The organism is Conyzicola sp. (genome assembly GCF_046714715.1).
Classification (GTDB): domain Bacteria; phylum Actinomycetota; class Actinomycetes; order Actinomycetales; family Microbacteriaceae; genus Conyzicola.
The window spans coordinates 22865-49563 of record NZ_JBKKAD010000005.1 but is presented as its reverse complement, the minus strand read 5'-3'; the positions used below and the strand labels follow the sequence as shown (position 1 = coordinate 49563).

25 protein-coding genes are annotated in these 26699 nt (G+C 69.2%); 9 read left to right on the top strand and 16 right to left on the bottom strand.

What is annotated here, in order from left to right:
- Window positions 1–57: 57 nt before the first annotated feature.
- Entirely contained in the window at window positions 58–1515 is a 1458-nt protein-coding gene (locus ACLQ6X_RS00575) for a DUF4214 domain-containing protein (protein WP_411698215.1), read from the top strand.
- Window positions 1516–1587: 72 nt separating this feature from the next.
- Here ACLQ6X_RS00575 and rfbA read toward each other — a convergent pair whose 3' ends face one another.
- Complete coding sequence (gene rfbA, locus ACLQ6X_RS00570) at window positions 1588–2451, bottom strand: glucose-1-phosphate thymidylyltransferase RfbA (protein WP_411698214.1); 864 nt, start codon at window positions 2449–2451, stop codon at window positions 1588–1590.
- 6 nt (window positions 2452–2457) lie between these two features.
- A complete protein-coding gene (locus ACLQ6X_RS00565) occupies window positions 2458–3069 on the bottom strand; it encodes a dTDP-4-dehydrorhamnose 3,5-epimerase family protein (protein WP_411698213.1) in 612 nt (203 codons plus the stop codon).
- Between the two features lie 80 nt (window positions 3070–3149).
- Between ACLQ6X_RS00565 and rfbB the strand changes: the two genes are divergently transcribed.
- The 4 genes from rfbB to ACLQ6X_RS00545 are packed head-to-tail and all read left to right on the top strand — an operon-like array spanning window position 3150 to window position 6994.
- Window positions 3150–4136 (top strand): dTDP-glucose 4,6-dehydratase, encoded by a 987-nt coding sequence (rfbB, locus tag ACLQ6X_RS00560; RefSeq protein WP_411698212.1) that lies wholly within the window; start codon window positions 3150–3152, stop codon window positions 4134–4136.
- Window positions 4133–5005 (top strand): dTDP-4-dehydrorhamnose reductase, encoded by an 873-nt coding sequence (gene rfbD, locus ACLQ6X_RS00555; protein WP_411698223.1) that lies wholly within the window; start codon window positions 4133–4135, stop codon window positions 5003–5005. Before rfbB ends, rfbD begins: the two co-directional genes overlap by 4 nt.
- Before the next feature lie 4 nt (window positions 5006–5009).
- Window positions 5010–5801, top strand: a complete 792-nt coding sequence (locus ACLQ6X_RS00550) for a polyprenol monophosphomannose synthase (protein ID WP_411698211.1) — start codon at window positions 5010–5012, stop codon at window positions 5799–5801.
- Between the two features lie 53 nt (window positions 5802–5854).
- Window positions 5855–6994: a glycosyltransferase family 4 protein gene (locus ACLQ6X_RS00545; RefSeq protein WP_411698210.1), complete on the top strand. Its 1140-nt coding sequence runs from the start codon at window positions 5855–5857 to the stop codon at window positions 6992–6994.
- Window positions 6995–7034: 40 nt separating this feature from the next.
- Here ACLQ6X_RS00545 and ACLQ6X_RS00540 read toward each other — a convergent pair whose 3' ends face one another.
- The 8 genes from ACLQ6X_RS00540 to ACLQ6X_RS00505 all read right to left on the bottom strand — a co-directional run bounded on the left by ACLQ6X_RS00540 (window position 7035) and on the right by ACLQ6X_RS00505 (window position 14776).
- Window positions 7035–8336 carry an LCP family protein gene (locus ACLQ6X_RS00540; protein WP_411698209.1) on the bottom strand — a complete coding sequence of 434 codons (1302 nt, stop codon included), beginning with the start codon at window positions 8334–8336 and terminating at the stop codon, window positions 7035–7037.
- Between the two features lie 47 nt (window positions 8337–8383).
- The gene (gene purE / locus ACLQ6X_RS00535; protein ID WP_411698222.1) at window positions 8384–8851 is read right to left on the bottom strand and encodes a 5-(carboxyamino)imidazole ribonucleotide mutase; all 468 of its coding nucleotides are present in this window, start codon (window positions 8849–8851) and stop codon (window positions 8384–8386) included.
- A gap of 43 nt (window positions 8852–8894) precedes the next feature.
- Window positions 8895–10013, bottom strand: a complete 1119-nt coding sequence (locus tag ACLQ6X_RS00530; RefSeq protein WP_411698208.1) for a 5-(carboxyamino)imidazole ribonucleotide synthase — start codon at window positions 10011–10013, stop codon at window positions 8895–8897.
- An 80-nt stretch (window positions 10014–10093) separates the two neighbouring features.
- Window positions 10094–10630, bottom strand: a complete 537-nt coding sequence (locus tag ACLQ6X_RS00525) for a PH domain-containing protein (RefSeq protein ID WP_411698207.1) — start codon at window positions 10628–10630, stop codon at window positions 10094–10096.
- Window positions 10631–10633: 3 nt separating this feature from the next.
- Complete coding sequence (locus ACLQ6X_RS00520; RefSeq protein WP_411698206.1) at window positions 10634–11431, bottom strand: biotin--[acetyl-CoA-carboxylase] ligase; 798 nt, start codon at window positions 11429–11431, stop codon at window positions 10634–10636.
- A 20-nt stretch (window positions 11432–11451) separates the two neighbouring features.
- Window positions 11452–12684 carry a DUF6716 putative glycosyltransferase gene (locus tag ACLQ6X_RS00515; protein WP_411698205.1) on the bottom strand — a complete coding sequence of 411 codons (1233 nt, stop codon included), beginning with the start codon at window positions 12682–12684 and terminating at the stop codon, window positions 11452–11454.
- An 11-nt stretch (window positions 12685–12695) separates the two neighbouring features.
- On the bottom strand, window positions 12696–13568 hold the full coding sequence (locus ACLQ6X_RS00510) for an N-acetylneuraminate synthase family protein (protein ID WP_411698204.1): 873 nt from the start codon (window positions 13566–13568) through the stop codon (window positions 12696–12698).
- Entirely contained in the window at window positions 13565–14776 is a 1212-nt protein-coding gene (locus tag ACLQ6X_RS00505) for a cytidylyltransferase domain-containing protein (protein ID WP_411698203.1), read from the bottom strand. The genes ACLQ6X_RS00510 and ACLQ6X_RS00505 overlap by 4 nt, the downstream gene beginning before the upstream one ends.
- Before the next feature lie 187 nt (window positions 14777–14963).
- On the opposite strand from ACLQ6X_RS00505, the gene ACLQ6X_RS00500 reads away from it, so the two are divergent.
- Complete coding sequence (locus tag ACLQ6X_RS00500) at window positions 14964–16562, top strand: acyl-CoA carboxylase subunit beta (protein WP_411698202.1); 1599 nt, start codon at window positions 14964–14966, stop codon at window positions 16560–16562.
- Entirely contained in the window at window positions 16559–16792 is a 234-nt protein-coding gene (locus tag ACLQ6X_RS00495) for an acyl-CoA carboxylase subunit epsilon (RefSeq protein ID WP_411698201.1), read from the top strand. Before ACLQ6X_RS00500 ends, ACLQ6X_RS00495 begins: the two co-directional genes overlap by 4 nt.
- Window positions 16793–16798: 6 nt before the next feature.
- Here the strand turns inward: ACLQ6X_RS00495 and ACLQ6X_RS00490 are convergent, their stop codons facing one another.
- The 5 genes from ACLQ6X_RS00490 to ACLQ6X_RS00470 form a co-directional block, all read right to left on the bottom strand.
- Window positions 16799–18205 (bottom strand): glycosyltransferase, encoded by a 1407-nt coding sequence (locus tag ACLQ6X_RS00490; RefSeq protein ID WP_411698200.1) that lies wholly within the window; start codon window positions 18203–18205, stop codon window positions 16799–16801.
- A gap of 518 nt (window positions 18206–18723) precedes the next feature.
- Complete coding sequence (locus tag ACLQ6X_RS00485) at window positions 18724–19758, bottom strand: hypothetical protein (RefSeq protein ID WP_411698199.1); 1035 nt, start codon at window positions 19756–19758, stop codon at window positions 18724–18726.
- The gene (locus tag ACLQ6X_RS00480; RefSeq protein WP_411698198.1) at window positions 19755–21032 is read right to left on the bottom strand and encodes a sensor histidine kinase; all 1278 of its coding nucleotides are present in this window, start codon (window positions 21030–21032) and stop codon (window positions 19755–19757) included. Before ACLQ6X_RS00480 ends, ACLQ6X_RS00485 begins: the two co-directional genes overlap by 4 nt.
- The gene (locus ACLQ6X_RS00475) at window positions 21022–21726 is read right to left on the bottom strand and encodes a response regulator (RefSeq protein WP_411698197.1); all 705 of its coding nucleotides are present in this window, start codon (window positions 21724–21726) and stop codon (window positions 21022–21024) included. Before ACLQ6X_RS00475 ends, ACLQ6X_RS00480 begins: the two co-directional genes overlap by 11 nt.
- A gap of 114 nt (window positions 21727–21840) precedes the next feature.
- Window positions 21841–23073, bottom strand: coding sequence for a class I SAM-dependent RNA methyltransferase (locus ACLQ6X_RS00470; protein WP_411698196.1), 1233 nt, complete (start codon window positions 23071–23073; stop codon window positions 21841–21843).
- 21 nt (window positions 23074–23094) lie between these two features.
- On the opposite strand from ACLQ6X_RS00470, the gene ACLQ6X_RS00465 reads away from it, so the two are divergent.
- Both ACLQ6X_RS00465 and ACLQ6X_RS00460 read left to right on the top strand, forming a co-directional pair.
- Entirely contained in the window at window positions 23095–23727 is a 633-nt protein-coding gene (locus ACLQ6X_RS00465) for a Maf family protein (RefSeq protein WP_411698195.1), read from the top strand.
- A gap of 80 nt (window positions 23728–23807) precedes the next feature.
- Window positions 23808–25556, top strand: a complete 1749-nt coding sequence (locus tag ACLQ6X_RS00460; RefSeq protein WP_411698194.1) for an acetyl/propionyl/methylcrotonyl-CoA carboxylase subunit alpha — start codon at window positions 23808–23810, stop codon at window positions 25554–25556.
- Between the two features lie 91 nt (window positions 25557–25647).
- On the opposite strand, the gene ACLQ6X_RS00455 is transcribed toward ACLQ6X_RS00460, so the two are convergent.
- Window positions 25648–26670 carry a hypothetical protein gene (locus ACLQ6X_RS00455; protein WP_411698193.1) on the bottom strand — a complete coding sequence of 341 codons (1023 nt, stop codon included), beginning with the start codon at window positions 26668–26670 and terminating at the stop codon, window positions 25648–25650.
- Between the last annotated feature and the right edge of the window lie 29 nt (window positions 26671–26699).

The following is a 26699-nucleotide window of genomic DNA, read 5'->3' as shown; positions in this document are numbered from 1 at the left end:
ACTCGTCTCACACACGCCGCGGTAATCGACGTCGCGGCACGCAAGCGGGGGTTTGCCATGCGAACGAAACTGACCAGAGCGAGACTGACGAAGGCATTTGCGGGTGTCGCGCTGACCGCGCTGCTCGGCGGCTTGCTGGCCGGCGTCTCGGTGCCGACGACCGCCCAGGCGGCGATTCCCGACGCGTCGAACTTCAACGCGGGACGCATCATCGACGATGCCATCTTCTACGACGGCAGCCGCATGGGCGAGGCCGCCATCCAGCAGTTCATCGATGCGAAAGAGAACTGCGCGGCGACCGCCGGCAACCCCGGTTGCCTCGAGAGCTACCGCTCCGACACCCCGGCCAAGCCCGCCAACGCGAACTGCGCGGCCTTCGCCGCCGGTACGAACGAACTCGCCTCCTCGATCATCTGGCGCGCGGCCCAGGCCTGCAACGTCAACGCGCAGGTGCTGCTGGCGACCCTCGAGAAGGAACAGGGTCTCATCACATCGGGCAACCCGAACGCGGGCAAGTATCGCATCGCGATGGGGTACGGCTGCCCCGACACCGCCGCGTGCGACACCGCCTACTACGGCTTCGGCAACCAGGTCATCTCGGCGGCCCGCCAGTTCCAGCGCTACGTCGCTCCCGGCAACACCTTCCGCTACAAGGCGGGCAAGGTCAACTCGATCCAGTGGCACCCGAACGCCGCCTGCGGCGCGAGCGACGTCTTCATCGAGAACAACGCCACGGCGGCGCTCTACAACTACACGCCCTACCGCCCCAACCAGGCCGCGATGAGCAACCTGGGCGGAACCGGCGACGCCTGCTCGTCGTACGGCAACCGCAACTTCTGGAAGTTCTTCAGCGACTGGTTCGGCCCCTCGACGGTTTCGGTGCAGGCCTCGGCGTTCGTGCGCTCGCTCTACGCCGACGTCCTGAAGCGCGAGGCGAACGCCTCCGAGGTGTCCGGCTGGGGTACCGCCGTCGCCGGCGGAATGCCCCCCGTGCAGGCCGCGGCCGGCTTCGTCAACAGCGACGAGTACCGCCTCACCCGCATCAACAGCGCGTACACCACCATCCTCGGCCGTCCGGCGGAGCCCGGCGCCGACCGCGCGTGGCTCGCCAACATGAACGCCGGACTGCTGCAGACCGACGACGTCGACAAGGTCTTCCTCGCTACCGAGGAGTACATCGTCATCAACGGCGGAACGAACGAATCGTTCGTGAACGCCCTCTACGTACGCCTCATCGGCCGCGCTGCGCAGCCGGAAGAGATGTCCGGCTGGGGCGCGATCGCCGCGTCATCCGGCCGTCACGTCGTAGTGGACACGATCTGGCGCTCCCTCGAGACCGCCCGCTCGCGCGTCTCGATCATGTACGCCGACTACCTCGGCCGCCCGCCGGCAGCCGGCGAGGTCGACGGCTGGGCTCAGCTCGCGATCAACAACGGTGACCCGGGGGTGCGCTGGGCGATCATCGGCAGCGCCGAGTACTGGGCGCGCGCCTCGGCCCGCTTCCCGAACGGCTAGCGGGTCTCGACCGACGACGGGTCGGCGGATAGGCGTTGAGCCTTTCCGCCGGCCCGTTTTGTATGTGAGGGGCTAGTCGCCCGCGAGCTTGACGAGGTAGGCGCCGTACCCGCTCTTCACGAGCGGCTTCGCCATGGCGCGCAGCTGGTCGGTGGTGATCCAGCCGGCACGCCAGGCGATCTCCTCGATGCAGCCGACCTTGAAACCCTGGCGCTGCTCGATCACGCGCACGTACTCCGAGGCCTGCATCATCGACTCGAACGTTCCGGTGTCGAGCCAGGTGGTGCCGCGCTCGAGCACCTGCACCTGCAGGGTCCCCTGTTCGAGGTAGCGCTCGTTCACGGTGCTGATCTCGAGCTCGCCCCGCGCGCTCGGCTCGATCGACTTGGCGATCTCGATCACCGAGTTGTCGTAGAAGTACAGGCCGGGCACCGCGTAGTTGCTCTTCGGAACGGCCGGCTTCTCCTCGATCGAGAGGGCGGTGAAGTCGTCGTCGAACTCCACGACGCCGTACGCCGTCGGGTCGCTCACCTGGTACGCGAAGATGAGGGCGCCGTCGACCGCGTTGTGCTTGCGCAGCGCCGAGCCGAGCCCGGTGCCGTGGAAGATGTTGTCGCCGAGGACGAGCGCGACGCTCTCGTCGCCGATGAACTCCTCGCCGATGATGAACGCCTGCGCGAGACCGTCGGGAGAGGGCTGCACCGCGTACTCGAGGCGGATGCCGAGTGCGCTGCCGTCACCGAGCAGCCCGTAGAACGAGTCCTTGTACTCGGGCGTCGTGATGATCAGGATCTCGTTGATCCCCGCCATCATCAGCGTCGACAAGGGGTAGTAGATCATCGGCTTGTCGTAGATGGGCATCAGCTGCTTCGAGATGCCCTTGGTGATCGGCCACAGGCGCGTGCCCGATCCGCCGGCGAGGATGATTCCGCGCATAACTGCCTAACGTCGAGGTTCGTTGAGTGAAGCGTAGTAGTCGCGGCTCTCCTGCCAGGTGGGCAGCAGTCCGTCGGCGAGCGCTTCGGCCAGGCTCGGGGCCTGGAGGTCTTTGGGCGAGAGCAGCGGCTCGCCGATCTCGGGCGGGAAGACCAGGCCGATGTCGGGGTCGAGCACGTTGATGCCGAGCTCGCGCGTCGGGTTGAACACCTCGGAGACGAGGTAGCTCACGGTCGCATTGTCGGTGAGCGAGACGATCGCGTGGCCGAGGCCCTCCGACAGGTAGACGGCCTTGCGGTCGACGTCGTCGATGATGACGGAGTCCCAGGTGCCGAAGGCGGGCGAGCCGACACGCAGGTCGATGATGTAGTCGATGAACGCGCCGCGTGGGGCCATGACGTACTTGGCCTGCCCCGGGGGGACGAGGGCATAGTGGATGCCGCGGACTACCCCCTTGGCGGAGACCGACATGTTGCCCTGCCGGAGGTTCAGCGGATGCCCGGCGACCTCTTGCAGGGCCTCGAACCGGTACGACTCGAAAAAGACACCTCGGTCGTCTCCGTGTTGTTTAGGGGTGAATTCCCACGCGTCGGGGACGGCTAGCTCGCGGATTTGCACGTGCCGAAGTCTAGCAAGTCGTCGTCCCGATAGGATTTAGAACTGTCTTACCCTCGGACCAGAGAGCGCGTACCAACGACATGAAAATCCTCGTCACCGGCGGAGCCGGCTTCATCGGCTCGAACTTCGTTCGACGTACGCTCGAAGACGCGTACCCCGGACTCGAGGGTGCCGAGGTGGTGGTGCTCGACGCGCTCACCTACTCGGGCAACCTCGAGAACCTCGCGCCCGTCGCCGATTCCCCCCGTTACAGCTTCGTGCACGGCGATATCCGCGACGCGGCACTGCTCGACACGCTCCTGCCGACGGTCGACGCCGTCGTGCACTTCGCCGCCGAGAGCCACGTCGACCGCTCCGTGCGCGACGCCTCGATCTTCGTCGAGACGAACGTTCTCGGCACCCAGAAGCTGCTCGACGCCGCCCTGCGTTCCGGCCTCAAGCGCTTCGTGCACGTGTCGACCGACGAGGTGTACGGCTCGATCGCCGAGGGTTCCTGGAACGAAGAGCGTCCGCTCGAACCGAACTCCCCCTATTCGGCGTCGAAGGCCGGCAGCGACCTGCTCGCCCGCAGCTACTTCCGCACGCACGGCCTGAACGTCTCGATCACCCGCTGCTCGAACAACTACGGCCCGTACCACTTCCCCGAGAAGGTCATCCCGCTCTTCGTCACCAACCTCATCGACGACGTGCACGTGCCCCTCTACGGCGAGGGCAACAACATCCGCGACTGGCTGCACGTCGACGACCACTGCCGCGGCATCGCGATGGTGCTGATGGGGGGCCGCGCCGGCGAGATCTACAACATCGGCGGCGGCACCGAGCTGACCAACCGGGAGCTGACGCAACTACTGCTCGACGCCACCGGCAAAGACTGGTCGTATGTCGACCGGGTCGCCGACCGCCTCGGCCACGACCTGCGCTACAGCGTCGACATCTCCAAGATCCGCGACGAACTGGGCTACGAGCCGCTCGTGCCGTTCGAGCAGGGGCTCGCCGAGGTGGTGCAGTGGTACCGCGACAACCGCGAATGGTGGCAGCCGCTCAAGGCCCGCGCCGAGCTGGTCTGATGCGCTACCTCGTCACCGGCGCTCGCGGGATGCTCGGAAGCGACCTCGTCGCCGTGCTGGCCGACCGCGACGTCACCGGGCTCGGTAGTGCCGAACTCGACGTGACCGACCGTGCCGCCGCGATCGCCGCCGTTCGCGGGTATGACGTCGTCATCAACGCCGCCGCCTACGTGCGCGTCGACGACGCCGAGACCAACGAGGCCGAGGCGACCGCCGTCAACGGGGTCGGCGCCGAGAACCTGGCCGTCGCCGCGCGCGAGGCGGGGGCCAAGCTCGTGCAGGTGTCGACCGACTACGTGTTCGACGGCTCTGCGACCTCCCCGTACCCCGAGACCGAACCGCTGGCCCCGCTCGGCGCCTACGGCCGCTCCAAGGCCGAGGGCGAGCGCCGCGTGCTCGCCGCCCACCCCGAGGGCAGCTACATCGTGCGCACCGCGTGGCTCTACGGACGCAACGGCGCGAGCTTCCCGCGCACCATGCTGTCGCTGGCGGCCTCGCGTCCGACCGTCTCCGTCGTCGCCGACCAGTTCGGGCAGCCGACCTGGACCCTCGACCTCGCACGTCAGATCGTCGCCCTCGTCGATGCCGACGCACCGGTCGGCGCGTACCACGGCACGAACTCGGGCGAGACGAGCTGGTTCGACTTCGCCCGCGCCACGTTCGCCGAGAACGGTCTCGATCCCGAGCGGGTTCTGCCCACCACGAGCGCCGAGTTCGTGCGACCGGCGCCACGCCCCTCCTACTCCGTGCTCGGCCACGGCGCGTGGCGGGCCGCGGGCCTCGCCCCGATGCGTCCGTGGCGTGAAGCCCTCGCCGAAGCGGTGTCGTCGGGCGCCGTCGTGCCGTCGGGCGCCGTCGGGACGGCCTGAGCCGGTGGTTTCCTGGGGCCGGGTGCTCGTCATTATGCCCACGTACAACGAGATCGAGAGTCTCGAGCGAGTGCTCGGAACCCTGCTGCGCACCGTGCCGACGGTGCACGTGCTCGTCGTCGACGACGGCAGCCCGGATGGCACGGGGCGGCTGGCCGACACCCTGGCGCTCGGCGACACCCGCATCACCGTGCTGCACCGTCCGGCGAAGAGCGGGCTGGGTCCGGCCTACCTGGCCGGCTTCGCGTGGGCGAAGGCCCGCGGGTTCGACGTGGTCGTCGAGATGGACGCCGACGGCTCGCACCCCGCCGAGACCCTCCCCGCCATCCTCGACCGTCTCGTCGACCCGGCCCGACCCGTCGGCCTCGTGATCGGCTCGCGCTGGGTCGCCGGCGGCATCGTCGAGAACTGGCCGGCCCGGCGTCGACTGCTCAGCCGCGCCGGCAACGAGTACGCCCGGTTCGCCCTGCCGCTGCGGGTGCACGACGCCACGGCCGGATACCGCGCCTACGACGCCGCGCTGCTGCACCGGATCACCGCCCGCACCGTGGCGTCGCGCGGCTACTGCTTCCAGATCGACATGGCCCTGCGTGCGCACGACGCCGGCGCCGGCATCGCCGAGGTGCCCATCGTGTTCCGCGAGCGCGAGACCGGAGTGTCGAAGATGAGCCGCGGCATCGTCTTCGAGGCGCTCTTCCGGGTGACGCAGTGGGGCATCCTGCGCCTGGTCGCCCCGCGCACGGCGACGGCCGCATCGCGCACCGAGGGCGACGCCCCCACCCGCTCCGCCGCGTAGTCCCATACGCTAGATTCCATCGACAGTTCCTTCAGCCGGAACCGGAAAGCCCCATGACAACACTGCGCATCATCATCGACCAGATCCTCGCGCCCGTGCCCGGCGGCATCGGGCGCTACGCCGAGGAACTCACGCGCGCGCTCATCGACACGGCCCCCGCCGGTTGCGAGATCCAGGGGGTCGTCTCGTCGTCGACCGACGAGCAGTACGCGATGCTGCGCGACAAACTGCCCGGCCTCGACAGTGTCTACAAGAGCGCCCTCGCCCGGCGCGAGTTGTCCGCCGCCTGGCAGCACGGCTTCACCCGACTGCCCGGCAAGGGCATGATCCACGCGACGAGTCTGCTGGCCCCGCTCTTCCGCCACGACCGCGCGAGCGGATCCGGCGACCAGATCGCCGTGACCATCCACGACGCCGTTCCGTGGACCCACCCCGAGACCCTCACCCCGCACGGCGCCTCCTGGCACCGCGCGATGGCCAAGCGGGCGCATCGCTACGCCGACGCGATCGTCGTTCCCACCCACGCCGTCGGCGACCAGCTGGCCGAGATCTTCGACTTCGGGCAGCGCATCCGGGTGATCGGCAGCGCGGTCAGCTCGCAGCTGGTCACGCCCGTCGACGCCGACGAGCGCGCGGAGCGCCTCGAGCTGCCCGAACGCTACATCCTCGCGGTCGGCACCCTCGAACCACGCAAGGCGCTCGAACCGCTCATCCGTTCGCTCGGAAGCGGCGCATCCGCCGATCTGCCGTTGCTCATCGTCGGTCCGCCCGGCTGGGGCGAGGTCGACATCGCCGGCATCGCCGCCTCCGCCGGACTCGAGCCCGACCGCGTGCGCGCGCTCGGCTACCTCAGCGACGCCGACCTCGCGGTCGCGCTCGAGCGGGCCACGGTCTTCGTGATGCCCAGCCTCGCCGAGGGCTTCGGCATCCCGATCATCGAGGCCTTCCACTTCGGCACCCCCGTGGTGCACTCCGACGACCCCGCGCTCGTCGAGGTCGGCGGCGACGCCGGTCTCGTGGTCGCCCGCGACGACGCAGAGGGCTACCCCGAGCGGCTCGCCGAGGCGATTGCCACGGTCGCCGACGACGGCGTGCTCGCGCAGCGCATGGGCCAGGCGGGACGCGACCGCTCCAGCCTGTTCAGCTGGCGCAACTCGGCCGAGAAGGTCTGGCAGCTGCACGCCGACCTGTAGGCCCTCCCGCTGTAGCCGGCCGGGCTCTGGGGGCCGGGCGCTACGGCGCCGGGGTCTCCGTGGTCGCCGCCAGCGCGGCATCGACCATCGCGTGGATCGCGTCGAAGTCGGGGCGCACGACGTCGACCCCGTTGCTGGGCACCAGCTCGACCTTCTCGATCGGCAGGGCCCGGGTCTTCTCGGCGAGCTGCACGAAGTAGGGAAGAGCCGCGGATGGCACGTCGGTGGTCACCACTTGCGAGCCGGCCTCGGCGATCGCCTGGAACTTGCCGAGCACGTTGGCCGGCACGAACTGGGCGAGGATCGCCTCCTGCACCTGCCGCTGCCTCGCCATGCGGTCGTAGTCGCTCGTGCCGTGACGCGCGCGGGCGTACCAGAGGGCGGTGTACCCGTTCATCTGCTGCACGCCGGGCTCGATCCAGCCCTCGACGTTGATCGGCTGGCTGTTGCGGTCTTCGCCGCCGCCGATCGGGAAGCGGCCCGTCGACTCGATCTGCACGCCGCCGAGGGCGTCGATGAGGTCGCTGAAGCCCTTCATGTCGATGAGCACGTAGTACTGCAGCGTGATGCCGAGCACTCCGCCCACGGCGTCGCGCATCGCCTCCACCCCGGCGTTGCTGCCCTCTTTCGCGGCATCCGGATACAGGTCGGGGTGTTCCACCCCGTAGGTGTAGAGGTAGCTGATGAGGCAGTCGTCGCCGCAGTCGTAGCCGTCGGGGAAGGGCCCGTAGAGCGGGGAGCCCTCGACGAACGGGGCGTCCTCGAGGTTGCGCGGGATGCCGATCATGGTGGCCTTGCCCGTCGCCGCCTCGATGCTCATCACCGAGATGCTGTCGGGGCGGAGACCCTGCCTGTCGGGGCCCGCGTCGCCGCCGAGCAGCAGGATGTTGTAGCGCCCGTCGACCGCCTCGGCAGCCTGCCCGGCCACGAAGACCTTGTTGATCGCGTCGCGGGTCGCCCCGGTGACCACCACGCCGTAGTTGCCGGTCGCGCTCACCGCGACCAGTACGGCGACGGCCAGCGCCGCCACGAGCGGGCGGGACGGCGGCGAGACCTTGATGAGCCGCGCGAGCCGCAGGGTGTCGACGGTCAGCAGGATCCACAGCGCGACGTAGAACACGATGACGGCCTGGATCACGGTGAGCGCCACCACGTTCGTGAACAGCGTGTAGAGCACGGGGCGCCCGAAGAGGAAGAAGACGAGGGTCAGGATGGCGATGATCCAGAGCGCGAAGGTCGCGAGAACGCCGAACCGGCCGAGCTTGCGGTTGCCGGCGAGCAGCTGGGCCGAACCCGGCAGCAGGATGTTGAGGCCGACCAACCACCAGGCCCTGCGGGTCATGGTGGTTCGTGAGCTCGTGTCCGGGAAGCGGACAGGGCTGGCGATCGTCACAGTCTGGAGGCGAGAGCCGCGTTTTTGTCTGCGACGAGCTGTTCGAGGCCCCGCGCGAACGTCGCGAGCTTCTCGGCGAGCTCGGAGTCGGAAGTGGAGAGGATGCGGGCGGCGAGGAGTCCCGCGTTGCGCGCGCCGCCGATCGAGACGGTCGCGACGGGAACACCGGCCGGCATCTGCACGATCGAGAGCAGCGAGTCGAGGCCGTCGAGTTTTGCCAGGGCGACGGGCACGCCGATCACCGGCAGGGTCGTGACCGCGGCGAGCATGCCGGGCAGGTGAGCCGCTCCGCCCGCTCCGGCGATGATGACCTTGAGGCCTCGGTCGACGGCGGTGCGGCCGAATTCGATCATGCGTTCGGGTGTGCGGTGGGCCGACACGATCTCGACCTCGTGGGCGATTCCGAATTCGGCGAGTGCGGCAGCGGCGTCGGCCATCACCGACCAGTCGGAGTCTGACCCCATGACGACGGCTACGAGTGGTGTGGACACGGGAACAATCGTAGGGTCAACCCTCGAAGAAGGCCGCCGCGGCACGCGCACGATAGACGACCTCGTCGAGGTCGTCGCCACCGGCGTCGACGTGACCGACCTTGCGGCCGGGTCGCGGGGTCTTGTCGTAGAAGTGGAATTTGACGGTCGGCTGGTCGGCGAAGGCCGCCGCGTACCGGTCGGCGATCGTAGCCGTGGTCGGACCGCCGAGCACGTTGACCATCACGGCCCACTCGTCGCGGCACCCGGTGGCGCCGAGCGGCAGGTCGAGCACGGCACGCAGGTGCTGCTCGAACTGGCTCGTCGTCGAACCGTCGAGCGTCCAGTGTCCGGTGTTGTGCGGCCGCATCGCCAGCTCGTTCACGAGCAGGCGGTCGTCGCTGGTCTCGAAGAGCTCGACCGCGAGCACGCCGGTCACCCCGAGCGCCTCCGCGACGGTGGTGGCGATGTCGGCGGCGACGTCGGCGACCCTGCCCGCCGAACCGGGGGCGGGGGCGATGACCTCGGCGCACACACCGTCGCGCTGCACCGACTCGACGACGGGCCAGAGCGCCAGTTCCCCGCCGGGTCTCCGGGCGACCAGTTGGGCCAGCTCGCGGCGGAACTCCACGAGCTCCTCGACGAGCAGCGGCTCGCCGTCGGCCAGCCAGTCGGCCGCCTCGCTCGCGTCACGCACCACCCGCACGCCCTTGCCGTCGTAGCCGCCCGTCGCGGTCTTGAGCACGCCCTTGCCGCCGTGGTCGGCGAGGAAGTCGGCGAGCTGCTCTGCGGTTTCGACCCTGGCCCAGTCGGGCACCGGGATGCCGAGTTCTGCGAGACGCTGCCGCATCGCCAGCTTGTTCTGCGCGAACTGCAGCGCATCCGGACCCGGCTGCACGTTCACGCCACGGGCGACGAGCTCGCGCAGCACCGCCTGGGGAACGTGCTCGTGATCGAAGGTGACGACGTCGACGGTCTCGGCGAAAGCGAGCACGGTGTCGAGGTCGAGGTGGCTGCCGTAGGCGGTCACGGCGAGCGCCGCCGGTTCGCCCTCGCGCTCGGCCAACACCCGGATCGGGATCCCCAGGTTGATCGCCGCCGGCACCATCATGCGGGCGAGCTGCCCGCCACCGATTACACCGACGATTCGCGACATGCTCGAACTCCTGGGGTTCAGACGCCGGGCGGGTTCTCGGCGTTCAACCGTTCTATCTTCGCGCAGATCGGGGCAGCGGGTTAGCGCACGCCCCACGCGGTGGTCTCGTCGGGGGCCGCCGACTGTTCCTGCTGGCGCCGAGCCGCGACGGGGTTCTGGCTGTGTTCCATCAGGTCGTGCAGTGCGGCCTGCACGAGGTTGGCCGCCGGCACGTCGCGCAGCACGATCGGGTTGTCGAGGCCGGTGTTGATCAGCACGTCGCCGCTGCGGAAGATCGCCTGCATCGCGTTCTTGCGCACGGTCACGTCGTACCCGCGGCTGTGCAGGAGCTCCTGGCGCATCCGCACGAAGAATCCGCTGCGCAGCACGATGCGGCGGGTGGTGATCGTGTAGTGCCGGCCCAGCCAGTGCAGCAGTGGCAACAGCCAGAGCAGGATGCCGAGCAGAAGCGCGCCGGCCAGTACGGCGATGTTCTGCCACGGCTCGTCGAAGGTGCCGTAGAAGTATCCGGTGGCGCCGAGGATCAGGATGAGCGCGAGGCTCGGCCAGAAGAGGGCGCGGCCGTGCGGACGCAGCCGCGCGACGACGGCCTCGGGCACCCGGCTCTCAGTGGACATGTGTCATTCATACCGCAGATGTGTCACGTCGCCCGCGGCGACAGCCGTAACGAGGCCATCCAACGAGCCGCGCACCTGCAGCCGCCCACTGCCGTCGATTCCGACCGCCGTGCCGACGAGGTCGGCCACGCCGGGCAGTTCGACCTTCACCTGCCGGCCGATCGTGGTGCACAGTTCGGTGAGCTGCTGCGCGACGCCGCTGCCGACCGGGTCGGCACCGAGCCGCACGAAGCCGGTGTAGAGCTCGCGCAGTTCGAGCAGGTAGCGGCTGAGCGCCGCGTCGGCGAGTTCGTCGCCCGAGAGCGTGGCGCCGGAGAGGTCGAGCGACGTCGAGACGGGAGTGGGCAGCTGCTCGCGGGTGAGCGACAGGTTGAGACCCGCGCCCATCACGACGGCGTCACCGGCCGGAAGCAGCTCGGCGAGCAGCCCGGAGATCTTGAGCCCGTCGACCTGCACGTCGTTGGGCCACTTGAGCCCCACGTTCCGCTCGGGCAGCATCGCCTGCACGGTGCGGGTCATGGCAACACCGGCGATGAGCGGCAGCCAGCCGAAGTGCCGCAGTTCGAGCGGCTGGCCGCCGGGCAGCACCGGCCGCAACAGCACCGAGATCGCGAGGCTCGCGCCGGGCGGGGCCACCCACACGCGGCCGAGGCGTCCGCGCCCGGCGGTCTGGCTGCCGGTCACCACGACGGCGAAGTCGCCGAGCCCACCCGCCCTCGCGACCAGCTCGTCGTTGGTGGAGCCGGCCTCGGGAAGAATCTCGAGGTGGTCGACCGCGGCCGCGCTGAGGGGGAGCTCCATGCGTCAAGGCTAACCGCCGGTCAGCCCTTCGATACCCACGTGTGCTGCCGTCCGCGCGACAGGCGGCGCACCGCGAGCAGCGCGGTGCGGGCGGGTGTGCCCACGACGAGCGCGACGGCTCCGAGCGCCGAACGGTCGTGTTCGCCGAACGCCTGCTTGCGCTCCCACGCGCGGCGCAGCAGCCCGCCGAGGGTGCCCCGCAGCGAGGGGCGGTGCGGCAGCGGCGCCGACGCGCGTTGCGCGAGCAGGTCGTCGAGGGCGCGCATCCAGTCGTCGTCTTCCGGAGCGTGGAAGTAGTTGTCGTCGAGCCAACCGGGATCGGGTCGCGCGAACGCGAGCGACGCCACGGCTTCGCCGTCGCCGAACAGCCCGCTGCCGAGGAAGACCGGGTTGATGAGCTCGTCGGAGACCCCGAACTCGTCGAGCACGACGAGGGGCACGTCGCGGGCGATCGCCTCGATCGACGCGGTCGAGCTGACCGTGACGAAACCGAGCGCGGTGTCGAGCGCCGCGGACATGGGGCCGGATGCCACGACCAGATTGTGGGGCGCCGAGGCCCGCTGTGCCAGCAGGTCGGGGTAGCTGAACTCCTCGTCGTGCGTCTGCTGCTCGCCGCTCACCGCCCGCACCTTGATGACCACGCGGTGGTCGGGGTTGCGCACGGCGGTGTCGATGAGGATGTCGAGCACTCGCTCGCGCTCGGGGCGCATCAGGGGAACGATCGACTGCACGGCGAACACTATGTCGCCGCCGCCGGCCGCGGGCCGACGCTCGATGAACGGCAGGGTGGCGAGCACGAGCCGGTGCGTCCAGGCCCGTTTGACGGCGACGACCGCGAACTCGCGGATCTCGCGCTTGCTGTGCAGCACCATCAGGTCGGCCTGGGCGCGATAGAACAGCGCCTTCCAGGTGGCCGGGATCGAGATGCCCGGCAGCCCGCTCACGAACACCGGGCGGTTGGGCACGCCCGAGAGCACGCGCAGCACGACGGAGGCCGCCGGCCCGCGCATCGCGACGATGATCACGTCGGGCTGCTCGAGCAGCACCCGCTCGTGCAGCGCGTCGAGGGTGAGCTGCCGCGCGGCACCGTCGAACCCGCTGCCCGCGAGCGCGGCCGACAGCTGGGGCACGCTCGGGGCACCGGGGGTCGCGACGACGGCGATCTCCCTCGTCCAGTCGGCGGGGAGCTGCGCGAGCAGCGCGGCCCCCCACTTCACGTACGAGTCGGTGTCGACGAGGGCGAGAGCTCTCACGCGCGCTTCTCTCAGGCCTGGACGCGACGGAGCTTCGCCAGCGGTGCCAGCTCTCCGGGGAACACGCGCTTCACGCCGTCGCCGAGCGCCTCGGAGACGACACGGATGTCGGCGACGAGCTGCACGAAGTCGGCGGGCTCGAGCGAAGCCGAGTGGTCGGAACCCCACATGGCACGGTCGAGCGTGAGGTGACGCTCCACGACGGTGGCGCCGAGCGCGACGGCGGCGAGGCTGATCTGCAGCTCGCGCTCGTGTCCCGAGTAGCCGATGGGCAGGTCGGGGAAGCGGGCGGCGAGCGCGGGGATCATGCGCAGGTTGGCCTCCTCGGTGGGCATCGGGTACGACGAGGTGGCGTGCAGCATCACGAGACGCTCACGGTCGAGAACGTCGACGGCCGCGTCGATCTGGTCCATCGTCGACATGCCGGTCGACAGGATGACCGGCTTGCCCGTGGCCGCGAGGGCCTGCAGCATGCCGATGTCGGTGACCGACGCCGAGGCGACCTTGTGGGCCACGACTCCGAGGTCTTCGAGGAACGCCACGGCGGGCTCGTCCCACGGCGATGCGAACCAGTCGAGGCCGCGCAGCAGGGCGTGGTCGCCGATCTCGATGTACTGCTCGCGGTTGAACTCGACGCGGTAGCGGTACTCGAGGTAGGTCATGGTGCCCCAGGGCGTCTCGCGCATGACGCCCTTCATGTGCTCGGGCGTGGACACGTCGGGGGTGCGCTTCTGGAACTTGACGGCCTGGGCTCCGGCGTCGGCGGCGACGTCGATCATCTGCTTGGCGAGCTCGACGCTGCCGTTGTGGTTGAGACCGATCTCCGCGATGACATACACGGGCTCGCCTGTGCCGATGGAGTGGGTTCCGATGTTGATGGTCATGCGTAGTTTTCCTTATCGGTTGGCATAGCGAGCTCTGCGAGTTCGCGAACGGCGCCGTCGCCGCCGCGTCGGGTGAGTACCACCCGGGCTGCTGCGATGACGAGGGGATGGGCGTCGGCGACCGCGATGGGCCATCCGACGAGATCGAGGCATGCGAGGTCGTTGACGTCGTTGCCGAGGTAGGCGACCCGCTCGAGGTCGAAGCCGTGCGCCTCGACCCACTCGACGAGCGCGCTCGCCTTGTCGCTGAGGCCGTGGCGGACGTCGACGCCGAGCTTGCGGGCCCGAGCGGAGACGACCTGGTTCACCTCGGTGGAGAGGATGAGCATGGGAACGCCGGCCTCGCGCAGCAGGCGCACGCCCATGCCGTCGGAGCGGTTGGCGACGATGAACTCGCTGCCGTCCTCGGCCACGAGCACACGGTCGTCGGTGTGCACGCCGTCGAAGTCGGTGATGACGGCGTCGACGTCGATGGCCGTCGGCGCGGAGCTGACCGGGGCCGCGTCGGGCTCGGGCGCATCCGGATCGAAAGCGCGGGCGAGAACGGATGACACGGCCAACTGCTCTTCGGTGTCGATCTCGATCGCGTGCCGTTCGTCGACGGTGACGATGCCCACCGTGCCGAAGAAGCGGTAGCCCGCGGCGCGGAATCCGTCGGCGCGCATCACGTAGAAGGCGCCCGTCTCCTGGAACTGGGCGTCGCGGTCTTGGCGGCGCGGGCGGAAGGAATGGTCGTGGTTGACCCCGACGGCGCCCGATGCGTCGAGTTTCCAGAGGAAGGCGTGGGTCTCGACGGCCGAGAAGACGACGTCGTCGGCGCCGGCGTCGACGCGGGCGACCGCCTGGTCGAGCGAGGCCGGGTCGATGAACGGGGAGGTGGCCTGGATGAAGACCACGATGCGGGTGTCGATGCCGCGCGCGTCGAGCGCGTCGAGGGTCTGCAGCAGCGCTGCCTCGGAGCTCGCCTCGTCGCCCGCCAGCTCGGCCGGTCGGTCGACGACGTCGGCGCCCGCCGCGAACGCGACGGCGGCGATCTCGTCGTCGTCGGTGGAGACGACGACCCGGTCGATGGATGCCACGGCCTGGGCGTTACGGATGGCCCGCACCACGAGGGGAACCCCGCCCACCTCGCGCAGGTTCTTACGCGGCACGCCCTTCGACCCACCGCGCGCCGGAATGACGGCGACGACCTCGGCCGATTGGTGCACGCGGAACTCCATTCACGGCGACCGGTTGGCTGCCAATGTGGTGACGTTACGGGCGCGAGATGACCGCGAAGGATACGCCGAGGTTAACGGGAAGTGACCACTTCGCAACATCCGTGCAAGCGAACGCTGGCCTTTCTGTACGTTTCGACAGCCGGGCGCCCCGAAGGCGCACCAGTAGAGTGAAACCGTGAATCCAGAGAACGCCAATCCCGACCTCTTTACGACCGCGGGCAAGCTCGCCGACCTGAAGGTTCGCTACCACGAGGCCGTGACGGCGAGCGGCGAGACCGCGATCGAGAAGCAGCACGCGCGGGGCAAGAAGACCGCGCGCGAGCGCATCGACGAACTGCTCGACCACGGGTCGTTCGTCGAACTCGACGAGTTCGTGCGCCACCGCACTCACGCCTTCGGCATGGAGAAGAAGCGGCCCTACGGCGACGCCGTCGTCACGGGACTCGGCACCATCCACGGGCGCCAGGTGGCCGTCTACGCCCAGGACTTCACCATCTTCGGCGGCTCACTCGGAGAGGTCGCCGGCGAGAAGATCATCAAGGTCATGGACCACGCCATCAAGACGGGTGTGCCGATCATCGGCATGCTCGACTCGGGAGGAGCTCGCATCCAGGAGGGTGTCGTCGCCCTCGGCAAGTACGGCGAGATCTTCCGCCGCAACACCCAGGCCTCCGGCGTCATCCCCCAGATCTCGATCATCATGGGCCCGGCGGCCGGCGGCGCCGTGTACTCCCCCGCCCTCACCGACTTCGTGATCATGGTCGACAAGACCAGCCAGATGTTCGTCACCGGCCCCGACGTGATCAAGACCGTCACCGGCGAAGACGTGGGCATGGAGGAGCTCGGCGGGGCCCTGACCCACAACAGCATCTCGGGTGTGGCGCACTACCTCGCCAGCGACGAGAGCGACGCGCTCGACTACGCCCGCGCTCTCATCAGCTTCCTGCCCGACAACAACCTCGCCGAGCTGCCCGTCTACGACGGCGCCGTCGAACTCGAGATCACCGACGCCGACCGCAAGCTCAACACCCTCATCCCCGACAGCCCCAATCAGCCGTACGACGTGAAGACCGTCATCGAGCACATCGTCGACAACGGCGACTTCCTCGAGACCCAGCCGCTCTTCGCGCCGAACATCGTCGTCGGTTTCGCCCGCGTCGAGGGCCGCTCGGTCGGCATCGTGGCGAACCAGCCGAACTCCATGGCCGGAACCCTCAACATCGAGGCCGGCGAGAAGGCCGCGCGTTTCGTGCGCTTCTGCGACGCGTTCTCCATCCCGATCATCACCCTCGTCGACGTGCCCGGCTACCTGCCGGGCACCGACCAGGAGTGGACCGGCGTCATCCGCCGCGGCGCGAAGCTGCTCTACGCCTACGCCGAAGCCACCGTGCCGCTCGTCACCATCATCACCCGCAAGGCCTACGGCGGCGCGTACATCGTGATGGGCTCGAAGCAGCTCGGCGCCGACCTCAACTACGCCTGGCCGACCGCGGAGATCGCGGTGATGGGCGGGCAGGGTGCCGTCAACATCCTCTACCGCAACGAGATCAAGGCGGCGGAGGCAGCGGGCGAAGACGTCGCCGCGGTGCGCACCAAGCTCGCGAACGAGTACACCTACAACGTGGCGAGCCCGTTCCTCGCGGCCGAGCGCGGCGAGCTCGACGGCGTCATCGAGCCGGCGGCCTCCCGCGTCGCGATCATCAAGGCGCTGCGTGCCCTGCGCACCAAGCGCGCTACGCTGCCGCCCAAGAAGCACGGGAACATCCCGCTGTGACCTCGCAGCTACCCGACGCCGCGCCCGCGTCGTTCACGATCGTGTCGGGCGACCCGACCCCCGCCGAGGTCGCCGCGGTGACGGCGGTGCTGGGTGCCGCCCTCGAGGAGCTCGCCGGCGAGCACGAGCGGGACGCGGCATCCGCCCCCTCTGCCTGGCAGCGCAGCCAGCGCGCCATCCGCACCCCCATCGTGCGCGGACACGACACCTGGCGCGGTTTCTCCGCCTGAAGCCGGCTACGGCCGGCGCACGGCCCCGCGCAGCTTGCGCAACGGGGCGGTGATGCGCCACGAGACGCTCGACCGCATTTCGCGCAGGGCGGTCTCCGCCGGGGTCTCGGGCGTGCGACCCTCACGGGCGAGGCGTTCGCGCAGCCGCTCGGCCATGTCGTCGGCGTGCGCCTTCTCGATGCGCGGGAAGTCCGCCGCACGACGCGGGGTGCTCACGAACTCGACGAGCGGCTTGACCGCCGTCGACCACATCAGTTCGGGCGCGTACGCGGCGACGTTGGCGCGGACCTCGGCCGAGAGCTCGTCGTTGTACAGCATCTGCTCGAGGGCGTCGGCGAGGGCGTCGACGTCGCCGGGTTCGACCACGCGACCGAGGTTGCGCTCGACGATCGCCTTCTCGAAAGCGTCGCCGGCCGAGTTGACGATGGGAAGGCCGGTCCAGATGTAGTCGAGCAGGCGCGTGCGGAAGCTGAAGGCCGTCTCGAGGTGATCGAGGTGGGTGCTCACGCCGACATCCGCGTCGAGGAAGTAGTTCGCCCGCTCGGAGTGCGTCACCCAGTGTTCGTTGAAGAACACGCTGGAGTCGAGAACGCCGAGGTCGCGCGCGAGTTGCACGGTGTGCTCGACGATCTCCATCGACGTCGAATCGGGGTCGACCTGGTTCTTGGCGAGGAAGAAGAGGCGCAGATCGTCGTGCTTCTCGGCGAGCTGGGCGATGGCGCGCACGAGCGTCTGCGGGTCGAACCAGTCGTAGATCCCTCCGCCCCAGAGCACCACCTTGTCGGTGAGCGAGATGCCGTCGACGACACCCCGGATGCCGTGCTCGGTCTGCACGGGCGGCGTCTCGTCGACGCCGAAGGGCACGATGTCGATGAGCTGACGCAGCGAGGGGTCGTCACGGTATGTCTCGGGGTTGAGCCGGCCGACGGCGGTGAGCTGGCCGATCCACATGTCCCGCTGCTTCTCCGACGCGCAGATGAAGTAGTCGGAGAACCGCAGCATGTCGTTCACGGTGCGCACGGTGAAGTCGGCGGTCTCGCGCTGGTCCTCGTCACCGGTGTAGAGCCCCTGCTGCAGCTGCTCGAGCAGGAACGGGTCGTAGAGGTCGGCGACGATGATGGTGTCGGTGTCGAGCACCTCGGGGAGGTAGGTCAGCAGCGAGCTCTGCATGATCAGCACGTCGGCCCAACGGATGTGCTCGACGAGGTCGTCGCCGCCGGCGCGTGCGATCAGGAAGTCGTCGTTCGAAATGGTCGCGGATGTCTCGGACAGCAGACGCACCTCGGCGACGCGGGAGAGCGCCTCCGCGAACCTGTGGGCGCGGATCGCGGGTCCCGCGAGACGCACGCCGAGCGAGCCGATCGTGTAGATGACCACCCGGACTGGTCGTTCGCCGTCAGATCCCAGTTTCACTTCCGCACCCGTTTCCGCCGGCGACCCAGACGCCAGCCTCAGAGACACTATCAGCCGGCCGCAGCGGCCGGATGGGAGCTGGCGCCGGCTCCGCGGAATCCGCACAACCGCGAGAGGGATTCATCTGTGCGGTGCGCTGCGGGCGGTTCTAAAGGCCTGTTTTCGCCCGATGTACCCCGGAATTCGTGGCGAAAAGACGGGCGTCCCGCTAGGTTATTGGCAGGGCTGCGGGAGGGGTGCAAAACTGTACCCCGAGTGTCCTCCTAAATGACGACTGTGCAATAGTTTCACCAACCGGCAGTATTACTAGTGCTAGGTGTCTCTCATCGAGTTACACCACCATTTGTTAGCCGACTAGGGTAAGCGGGCTAACTCATGGAGGCGAGTCAGGGTGCTATTCGGGTTAGTGCCCTGACTCGGATTTTGACACAGGGCCGGAGATTCGTCTCCGGCCCTGTAGTCAGTTAACGGGCGACTTCGATAACGAGGTACGGCAGCGGTCGGCACCCGGCAACCGGCTACGCGCGCGGGATCTCCAGCCAGAGGTCCACTTCGTCGTCTTCGTCGTCGTTGAGCTCGTCGCCGGCCGAGTCGGCGCCGTCGGCCCCCGTGCTGCGCAGGCCGACGACGGTGATGGCCGTATCGCTGCCCTCGCTCGCGGTGCGCACGATGATCTTGTCGGCGGAGCTGCCGCGCATGGCCTCGGCCAGCTGGTCGAGCACCCGGCCGCGCGCCGGTTCGACGACGGCGTCCATGCCGCCCTCGTCGAGGAGGGTCACGATGGCGCCCCGCCGCCTGGCGAGCATCACCTGCTCCCGCACGGCGTTGTTGAGCAGGTTGCGGCCGCGGATCTCGTCGCGGATGGCTCCCTCGAGGTAGAGGCACTCCTGTCGCTCCGCCTCGCTGAGATCGCCCGCCTTCGCCTGGATCTGGCGCAGCATCGGCAGGGCGCTCGAACTGGTCTGGCCGAGCCGGAACTGGCGCTCGAACACGTGCGCCTCCTGGGCCGCCTGCCAGTCGGCGGCCTCGCGCTCGGCGTAGGCGAACCGACGGGCATCCTTCGTGGCCTTCGCGATCGAGTGGCTGAGAACGTGCGAGATGACGACCCACGAGACGCTTCCGACGACGCCGAGCTCGACGAGGGTCGCCGGGCCGCCCCAGACGATCGACTGCAAGACGAGGAACGCGATGCCGGCCCAGGCGAAGAGGTGACGTCGCCGGGTCGAGGTGATCGCCATCAGCGTTCCGACCGCGGCGATGTACCAGGTGGCGTAGCCGTTGCCGCCCTCCCGGTCGGGGTCGAGTTCGCTCGTCACGAGCAGCGGCACGGCGACGACGACGGCCACGTTGAAGGCGGCCATCCAGATCGGCATGCGCGGCGGGCCGAAACGCAGCAGGCTCAGCACGGTCGCGCCGAGGTAGAGCACCATGGCGGCGATCACCGGCTCGGGCGACGCGGGCACGTCCAGGGTGAGCAGGCCGAGGATGACGTGGTACACCGAGAACGATGCCCCGATGCCGACGATGATGAAGCGTGGGATACCGATGATCATGCGATCCCCCGTGGGCCGGCCGGGGCTCGCGCGTGGTCGCCGAGCGCACCGGGGGCCGGCGGCCGGGGCCAGCGGATCGCGATGACCGTGCCCTCGTCGACCGCGGAGTCGATCTCGACCAGACCGCCGGCGTTCGTCACCCGTTCGACGATCGACACGCGCAGGCCCATCCGCTCGGCCGGGAGGTCGACGAATGAGAACCCGACGCCCGTGTCGCCCACCTCGACCTCGATGCCGGAGGGGACGGCGCCGCGGATGGTGACCCAGCGGCTCACCCGCGGGTCTTGGCCGGCGTGCTGCAGGCTGTTGACCATCGCCTGCACGGCCGCCGAATAGACCGCCTCCGCCGCTTGCAGCGGCATCCCCTGCGCCGACACGTCGCGGGTGCGCAGCTCGAACGGCGCGCTCATGCTCGACGCGGCCTCCGAGATGCGGCGGGCGACGGCGGAGAGCTGCACCGAGCCGCCGTCGTCGGGGCTCACCAGGGCGGCCTCGCGCAGATGCCCGATCGCGTTGGACGCCATGGTCGCCGCGATGCGCTTCGCTTCCGGCGTGTAGGCCCTGGCGGCGGAGAGCAGGGTGGTGAGCACGCTGTCGTGCACGATCGAGTCGACCTGCACGCGCTCGATCTCTGTGGCGTGGGCGTGCACGGCGCGCGAATACCGGTCGAGCGCGGCCGACTGGGCGACATCCACGGCGGCCGCGGCCTGCCGCAACAGCGTGATGATGAGCACGACGGCGCCGCCGATGAGAATCGAATAGACGACCTCGAGCGTCGCCTCGAGCACCGAAGCGTTGCCGCCCTGGGGCGTCACGCGGATGAATCCGTAGATGACGGGCGCCGCGAACAGGTAGCAGGTGGCGATCGGCAGGCTGAAACCCACCGTGGCCGTGGCCGTCGCATAGGTGACCAGGAAATACAGCCAGTAGCGGTCGAGCTGGCCGTCGCTCGGCACGGTGATCGCCAGCGGCCAGGTCGCGAGAGCCAGAAGGTAGATCGAGGCCACGACGATGTTGGTGCCGACGACCCACCGCTGCGCCATAGCCGCGACGAACGCGACGACGATGCTCGCGTAGAGAGCCGGCACGACGATCCACGCCCACAGCGGTTCTGATGCGTCGATCTGCGACAGCAGCACAGGCAGTGTCTGCAGCCCGAACACGATGCCGAACACCGCGGTGAGCCGGGAGGCCAGTCCCTCGATCTGTAGACGGCTGATCGGACTGCGCTTGCCCGTGGGCACGGCGCGAACCGGGGGTGGCTTAGTGGCCATCTCCGCCGTCCGAGTCGAGCCCGGGAAGGATGCCGTCCTCCACGGCCCGGCGCAGGAGGTCGACCTTGGTCGGCGCGGGCCGGCCAACCTCGACGTATTTGACTCGGATGCGGTCGAGGTACTCGCGCGCGGTGGAATAGCTGATGCCCAGCTGCTGGGCCGCGAGCTTGAGCGGCAGCCCCGAGGCGTAGAGGTGCAGGATCTCGCGCTCGCGGCGGCCGAGCTCGGCGCGGGCGAAGTCGCCGTCGGCGTCGATCGCCGTGGCCCACTCGAGGTTGTTGAGCACCTCGCCGCGTGCGACGCTCGCGGCGGCGGCGATGACGGTGCGGGTGGCCGACGACTTGGGGATGACTCCCGCGGCACCGGCGGCGAGCGCCTCGCGCACGTAGGCCACCCGGTCGGCGATGCTGTGCACGAGCACGGCCGAACCCAGCGCCTGCACCCGCTTGACGTTCTCGGTGACCGACGAGCCGTCGCCGAGCGAGAGGTCGAGAACAACGACGTCGCACTCGCGGCCGGCGAGGCCGTCGACGAGTTCGTTGACGTTCGCGGCGGCGATCAGAAACTGGTAGCCCTCGTCGATGAAGGCGGCCTTGAGGCCGAGTCGCACAGACTCGTGGTCGTCGACGACGGCCACTCGGACGGCGGCAACCGCCCCCAACTCACCCGCTGAGGTAGCTGTTGGGTGCTCCATGTCGATCCTGTCTAGTGCGCATGACAACCGCCTGGACTCGGGCTGCCACAGCAATAGTCTCACGGCGGCAATCGCCGGTGCACGCGACACAGCGGACCCGGTCAGATAAGGCCGTTAGCGACGCGTGAGAGTGGCTACCGCCTCGACGTGATGCGTGTGCGGGAACAGGTCGAACGCGCGCAGCGCGGTGAGGTCGTAGCCGCGCTCGGCGAACAGGCCGACGTCGCGGGCCAGCGCGACGGGGTCGCAGGCCACGTAGACGATCTGTGCCGGCTGCAGTCCTCCGATGGCCTGCACGACCTGCTTGCCCGCACCCGAGCGGGGCGGGTCCAGCACGATCGTCGCGGCGCGCAGTCGTGCGCGGTCGTGCGCATTGGCGGTGGCGGCGAGTTGCGCGATCCAGCGCTCGACCCGTCCCGTCGCGGCATCCGCCCCGATCCATTCCGCGAGGTTGCGCGCGGCGAAGCCGGTAGCCGTGGCGTCGCTCTCGACGCTCGTGATCTTGGTGCCGGCGCCGAACCGGTCGCCCACCGCGGCGGCGAGCAGACCGACCCCGCCGTAGAGGTCGAGGTTGTGGGCCTTCGTGTCGAAGAGCGCCGGGTCGATCGCCTCCTGCACGGCCGTCGTGAGGGTCTGGGCGGCGTGCGTGTGCACCTGCCAGAATCCGGTGTCGGCGAGACGGAACTCGCGGTCGCCCACGACCTCGGTGATCGTCGACGGCTTCTGGTCGCCGACGATGAGACGGGCTCCGCCGGTCGCCGCCTGCACGATGTCGACGTGCTCTTCACCGACGAACTTGGCGTCGAGAGGAGCCGCCTCCTGCACGAGCTCGGTCGCGAGGGGCAGTTCGGAGACCGCGATCACCGTGTGCGAACGCGCGGCGTACGGACCGGGGCGGCCGGATGCATCGACGTGCAGGCGAACCCGGGTGCGCCATCCCGTGCCGTCGTCTGCGCCGGGCAGCGCCTCGACGACCACGTCGTCGGCCACGGGCGAGTCGAGCTTGGCGAACCGCTGCAGCGAGTCGACCACGACCTGGCGCTTGAGCTCGCGCTGGTGCGAGATCTCGATGTGGCCGAACTCGGCGCCGCCCGCGCGGTTCTCGGGTGCGCGCGCCACGCTCGCCGACGACCAGACGTGCATCTGGCGGTGCTCGCTGGGCTCGATGACCTTCACGGTCTCCGCGCGCCAGAACGATTTCTTCGAATCCTCGGTGATGCGGGCCAGCACCCGTTCGCCGGGGATCGCGTCGCTCACGAAAATCACCCGGCCGTCGTGGCGCGCGACGGAGATTCCGCCGTGCGCGATGTTGGTAACGTCGAGCTCTAGTTCTTTCGATTCAGCCATCCCCCGAGTTTAGGAGTCAGCGTGCGTCTGTACCTCGCGTCGACATCGCCGGCCAGGCTCGCGACGCTGCGCGCGGTCGGGGTCGAGCCGATTCTGCTCGCGTCGAATGTCGACGAGGATGCCGCGGTGGAAGCAGCCGGACCCCTGACCGCCCCCGAGATGGTGCTGTTGCTGGCCCGTCTGAAGGCCGAGGCCGTCGTGGGCCGCACGGTCGACGGCGCACCCATCGACGGATTCATCCTGGGCGGAGATTCGGCGTTCGAGCTCGACGGCGTCGTCTACGGCAAGCCGCACGAGCCCGAGGTGGCGCGCGAACGCTGGCTGCTGCAGCGCGGCAGGGAGGGCGAGCTGCATTCCGGACACTGGCTCATCGACCACCGCGGCGGGGTGGTTGCGGGGGCGACCGGCGGGGTCTCGACCTCGAGCGTGCGGTTCGCCGCCGACATCAGCGACGAGGAGATCGACGCCTACGTGGCGACGGGCGAACCGCTGCAGGTCGCCGGCGCGTTCACGATCGACAGCCTCGGCGCCCCGTTCATCAGCGAGGTGCGGGGCGACCCGCACGCCGTCGTGGGACTCTCGGTCGCCCTCCTTCGCGAACTACTTCTCGAATTCGGAGTGCGCTGGCACACCCTGTGGAACCGCGCGTTGTAGGGCACCTCAGGGTGGCATCCGCCTTTCTTGTAGACAGCAACCAAATTGGGAGCCCTCGCGGCCCCATAAGCTAGGGAACTATGGCTCGCATCTCCAAGGTCCTCATCGCTAACCGCGGAGAGATCGCAGTACGCGTTATCCGCGCCGCTAAAGACAGCGGCATCACCTCGGTGGCGGTGTACGCCGACCAGGACAGGGACGCGCGACACGTCAAGCTCGCCGACGAGGCCTACGCGCTCGACGGCGCCACCTCGGCCGACACCTACCTCGTGATCGAGAAGATCCTCTCGGTGGCCCGCCGCTCCGGTGCCGACGCCATCCACCCCGGCTACGGCTTCCTCGCCGAGAACGCCGACTTCGCCCGCGCCGTCATCGACGCCGGAATCATCTGGATCGGCCCGTCGCCCGACGCGATCGAGAAGCTCGGCGACAAGGTATCCGCGCGCCATATCGCCGAGAAGGTGGGCGCCCCGCTCGCGCCGGGCACGCTGAACCCCGTGTCGGGCGCGCAGGAGGTGCTCGACTTCGTCGACATCCACGGCCTCCCCGTCGCGATCAAGGCGGCCTTCGGCGGCGGCGGACGCGGTCTCAAGGTCGCGCGCACCCGCGAAGAGATTCCCGAGCTGTTCGACTCGGCCACCCGCGAGGCCATCGCGGCCTTCGGCCGCGGCGAGTGCTTCGTCGAGAAATACCTCGACCAGCCGCGCCACGTCGAGACCCAGTGCCTGGCCGACGCGCACGGCAACGTCGTCGTGATCTCGACCCGCGACTGCTCGCTGCAGCGCCGCCACCAGAAGCTCGTGGAAGAGGCGCCCGCGCCGTTCCTCACGGTGGCGCAGAACGCCGAGCTGTACTCCTCGTCGAAGGCGATCCTCAAGGAGGTCGGCTACGTCGGCGCAGGAACGTGCGAGTTCCTCGTCGCGAAAGACGGCACCATCTCGTTCCTCGAGGTCAACACGCGCCTCCAGGTCGAGCACCCGGTCTCCGAGGAGGTCACCGGCATCGACCTCGTGCGCGAGCAGTTCCGCATCGCCGAGGGCGGCGTGCTCGACTACGACGACCCGATCCCCCAGGGTCATTCGTTCGAGTTCCGCATCAACGGCGAAGACCCCGGGCTGAACTTCATGCCCTCGCCCGGCCCGGTCAACGTGCTGCGCTTCCCCGGCGGACCCGGCGTGCGTGTCGACAGCGGCGTGACCACGGGCGATGTGATCAGCGGAGCGTTCGACTCGCTGCTCGCCAAGCTCATCGTCACCGGATCGACCCGCGAGGACGCGCTCGAGCGCTCGCGCCGCGCCCTCGACGAGTTCGAGGTCGCCGGCCTGCCCACCGTGCTGCCCTTCCACCGCAAGATCGTGCGCGACCCGGCCTTCACGTCGAACCCGTTCTCGATCTACACGCGCTGGATCGAGACCGACTTCGACAACGACATCGAGCCGTGGAGCGGGTCGCTGCAGGACTCCGCCGCCGCATCCGCCCGCCACAGCGTCGTCGTCGAGGTCGACGGCAAGCGCATCGAGGTCTCCCTGCCCTCGAAACTGCTGCCCTCGACCGGCGGCGTCGCCAACGCTGCCGCGCCGAAGCGTCGCGGCAGCGGCACGGTCTCCAGCGCCACGGGCAACAGCGTGAAGGCGCCGATGCAGGCCACGATCGTGAAGCTCGCGGTCGCCGACGGCGATGTCGTCGTCAAGGGCGACCTCATCCTCGTTCTCGAGGCCATGAAGATGGAGCAGCCGATCACCGCCCACAAAGACGGCACCGTCTCCGACATCAACGCCGCCGTCGGCAGCACCGTCTCGTCGGGACACGTGCTGCTGTCGATCGGCTGAACCCACGGGTTGCGCGGCGTTTTTTCACACCCGCGCCCGAATATTCTCGCGCTGATGTGAAAAAGAGCAGCCGGATGTCGCGTGCCGGGCGTTATGGGCTCGGAGAGACGCCCGCGGCGAGCAGCTTGCGTCGCAATATCGGCGGCGACATCGCCTCCGCCCAGCCCCAGCGCACCACGGTCGGTCCGAGCGCACGCAGCCGGTTTTCGCGTTCGTTTTCGGCGAGCACGACCTCTGCGGTCGAGCGTCCGCCCGTGTACTCGTCGCGCACGTACTTGCCTTTGCCGTCGAACTCGCCGACGAGACGCAGATCAGGCCACCAGAAGTCAACGACGATGCGCCCTTGCGCATCCCGAAACTCGAACTGCAACAGTGGCATGGCGAACCCGAGCCGGTAAATCACCACGCGGCTGATCGACTCCCCTGCCGAGCCGGACTCGCCGTCCGCGAACTCGATGACGGCGAGAGCTTTCGCGCCGCCATGCACGACATCGAGCACCGTGAGTGCGTCGAACAACTCCGACTTGGACACCGCCTGGCCGAGGACCCCGCCCGTTGCAGCCGTCTTCTTTGCGAGCGCGCGGTCCGCCATGGCAACGGCGACGCCGAAACTCGCGTGCCGCGCGACATCCACCACCACCTCGGGAAGCCCCAGGGTCGCGAGACCGTCAACCACCCAGATCTCTGCGGGCAGCGCGGTGCACCGTCGTTCGAGGGTTCGCGTCGATCGGCCGCCGGCCGCCCGCTCGGCCAGGACGACCGGCCGCTGTGGCCACTGGCCGATGATCGGAAGGCGCCATAGTGCGCCGCCTGACAGGCCCGCGAATACGAGGGGTGAGCGCGCGGTCAGCGCCGCCGCACGGATACGCACGAGGTAGCGATCGTCAGCGGTCAGCCCCGTCCACCGTCCGGCGGGGAGAAAGACGCCCGGTCGGACCGTCACGAGCTGTCCCGATTGCGCCCGCCTGTACAACCGAGCCCGCTCCGCGGCTCCCACCATTTCGCGCGACAGCACGAAGTCGTCCGCCCATTCCGCGGCCCGTGGATGCAGACGGGCGAGGTCGGCCACGCTCATCGGGCCTCCGAGCTCTACCGGCAATGTGATGCTGCTCATGGCGAGAGCCTGCGCGGTCTGACGCCGCC

Coding starts and splice junctions, on each gene's coding strand:
- ACLQ6X_RS00575 (WP_411698215.1), top strand. CDS start 58: ATGCGAACGAAACTGACCAGAGCGAGACTGACGAAGGCATTTGCGGGT.
- rfbA (WP_411698214.1), bottom strand. CDS start 2,451: ATGCGCGGAATCATCCTCGCCGGCGGATCGGGCACGCGCCTGTGGCCG.
- rfbB (WP_411698212.1), top strand. CDS start 3,150: ATGAAAATCCTCGTCACCGGCGGAGCCGGCTTCATCGGCTCGAACTTC.
- ACLQ6X_RS00545 (WP_411698210.1), top strand. CDS start 5,855: ATGACAACACTGCGCATCATCATCGACCAGATCCTCGCGCCCGTGCCC.
- ACLQ6X_RS00540 (WP_411698209.1), bottom strand. CDS start 8,336: ATGACCCGCAGGGCCTGGTGGTTGGTCGGCCTCAACATCCTGCTGCCG.
- purE (WP_411698222.1), bottom strand. CDS start 8,851: ATGGGGTCAGACTCCGACTGGTCGGTGATGGCCGACGCCGCTGCCGCA.
- ACLQ6X_RS00530 (WP_411698208.1), bottom strand. CDS start 10,013: ATGTCGCGAATCGTCGGTGTAATCGGTGGCGGGCAGCTCGCCCGCATG.
- ACLQ6X_RS00525 (WP_411698207.1), bottom strand. CDS start 10,630: ATGTCCACTGAGAGCCGGGTGCCCGAGGCCGTCGTCGCGCGGCTGCGT.
- ACLQ6X_RS00520 (WP_411698206.1), bottom strand. CDS start 11,431: ATGGAGCTCCCCCTCAGCGCGGCCGCGGTCGACCACCTCGAGATTCTT.
- ACLQ6X_RS00510 (WP_411698204.1), bottom strand. CDS start 13,568: ATGACCATCAACATCGGAACCCACTCCATCGGCACAGGCGAGCCCGTG.
- ACLQ6X_RS00485 (WP_411698199.1), bottom strand. CDS start 19,758: ATGATCATCGGTATCCCACGCTTCATCATCGTCGGCATCGGGGCATCG.
- ACLQ6X_RS00480 (WP_411698198.1), bottom strand. CDS start 21,032: ATGGCCACTAAGCCACCCCCGGTTCGCGCCGTGCCCACGGGCAAGCGC.
- ACLQ6X_RS00475 (WP_411698197.1), bottom strand. CDS start 21,726: ATGGAGCACCCAACAGCTACCTCAGCGGGTGAGTTGGGGGCGGTTGCC.
- ACLQ6X_RS00470 (WP_411698196.1), bottom strand. CDS start 23,073: ATGGCTGAATCGAAAGAACTAGAGCTCGACGTTACCAACATCGCGCAC.
- ACLQ6X_RS00460 (WP_411698194.1), top strand. CDS start 23,808: ATGGCTCGCATCTCCAAGGTCCTCATCGCTAACCGCGGAGAGATCGCA.
- ACLQ6X_RS00455 (WP_411698193.1), bottom strand. CDS start 26,670: ATGAGCAGCATCACATTGCCGGTAGAGCTCGGAGGCCCGATGAGCGTG.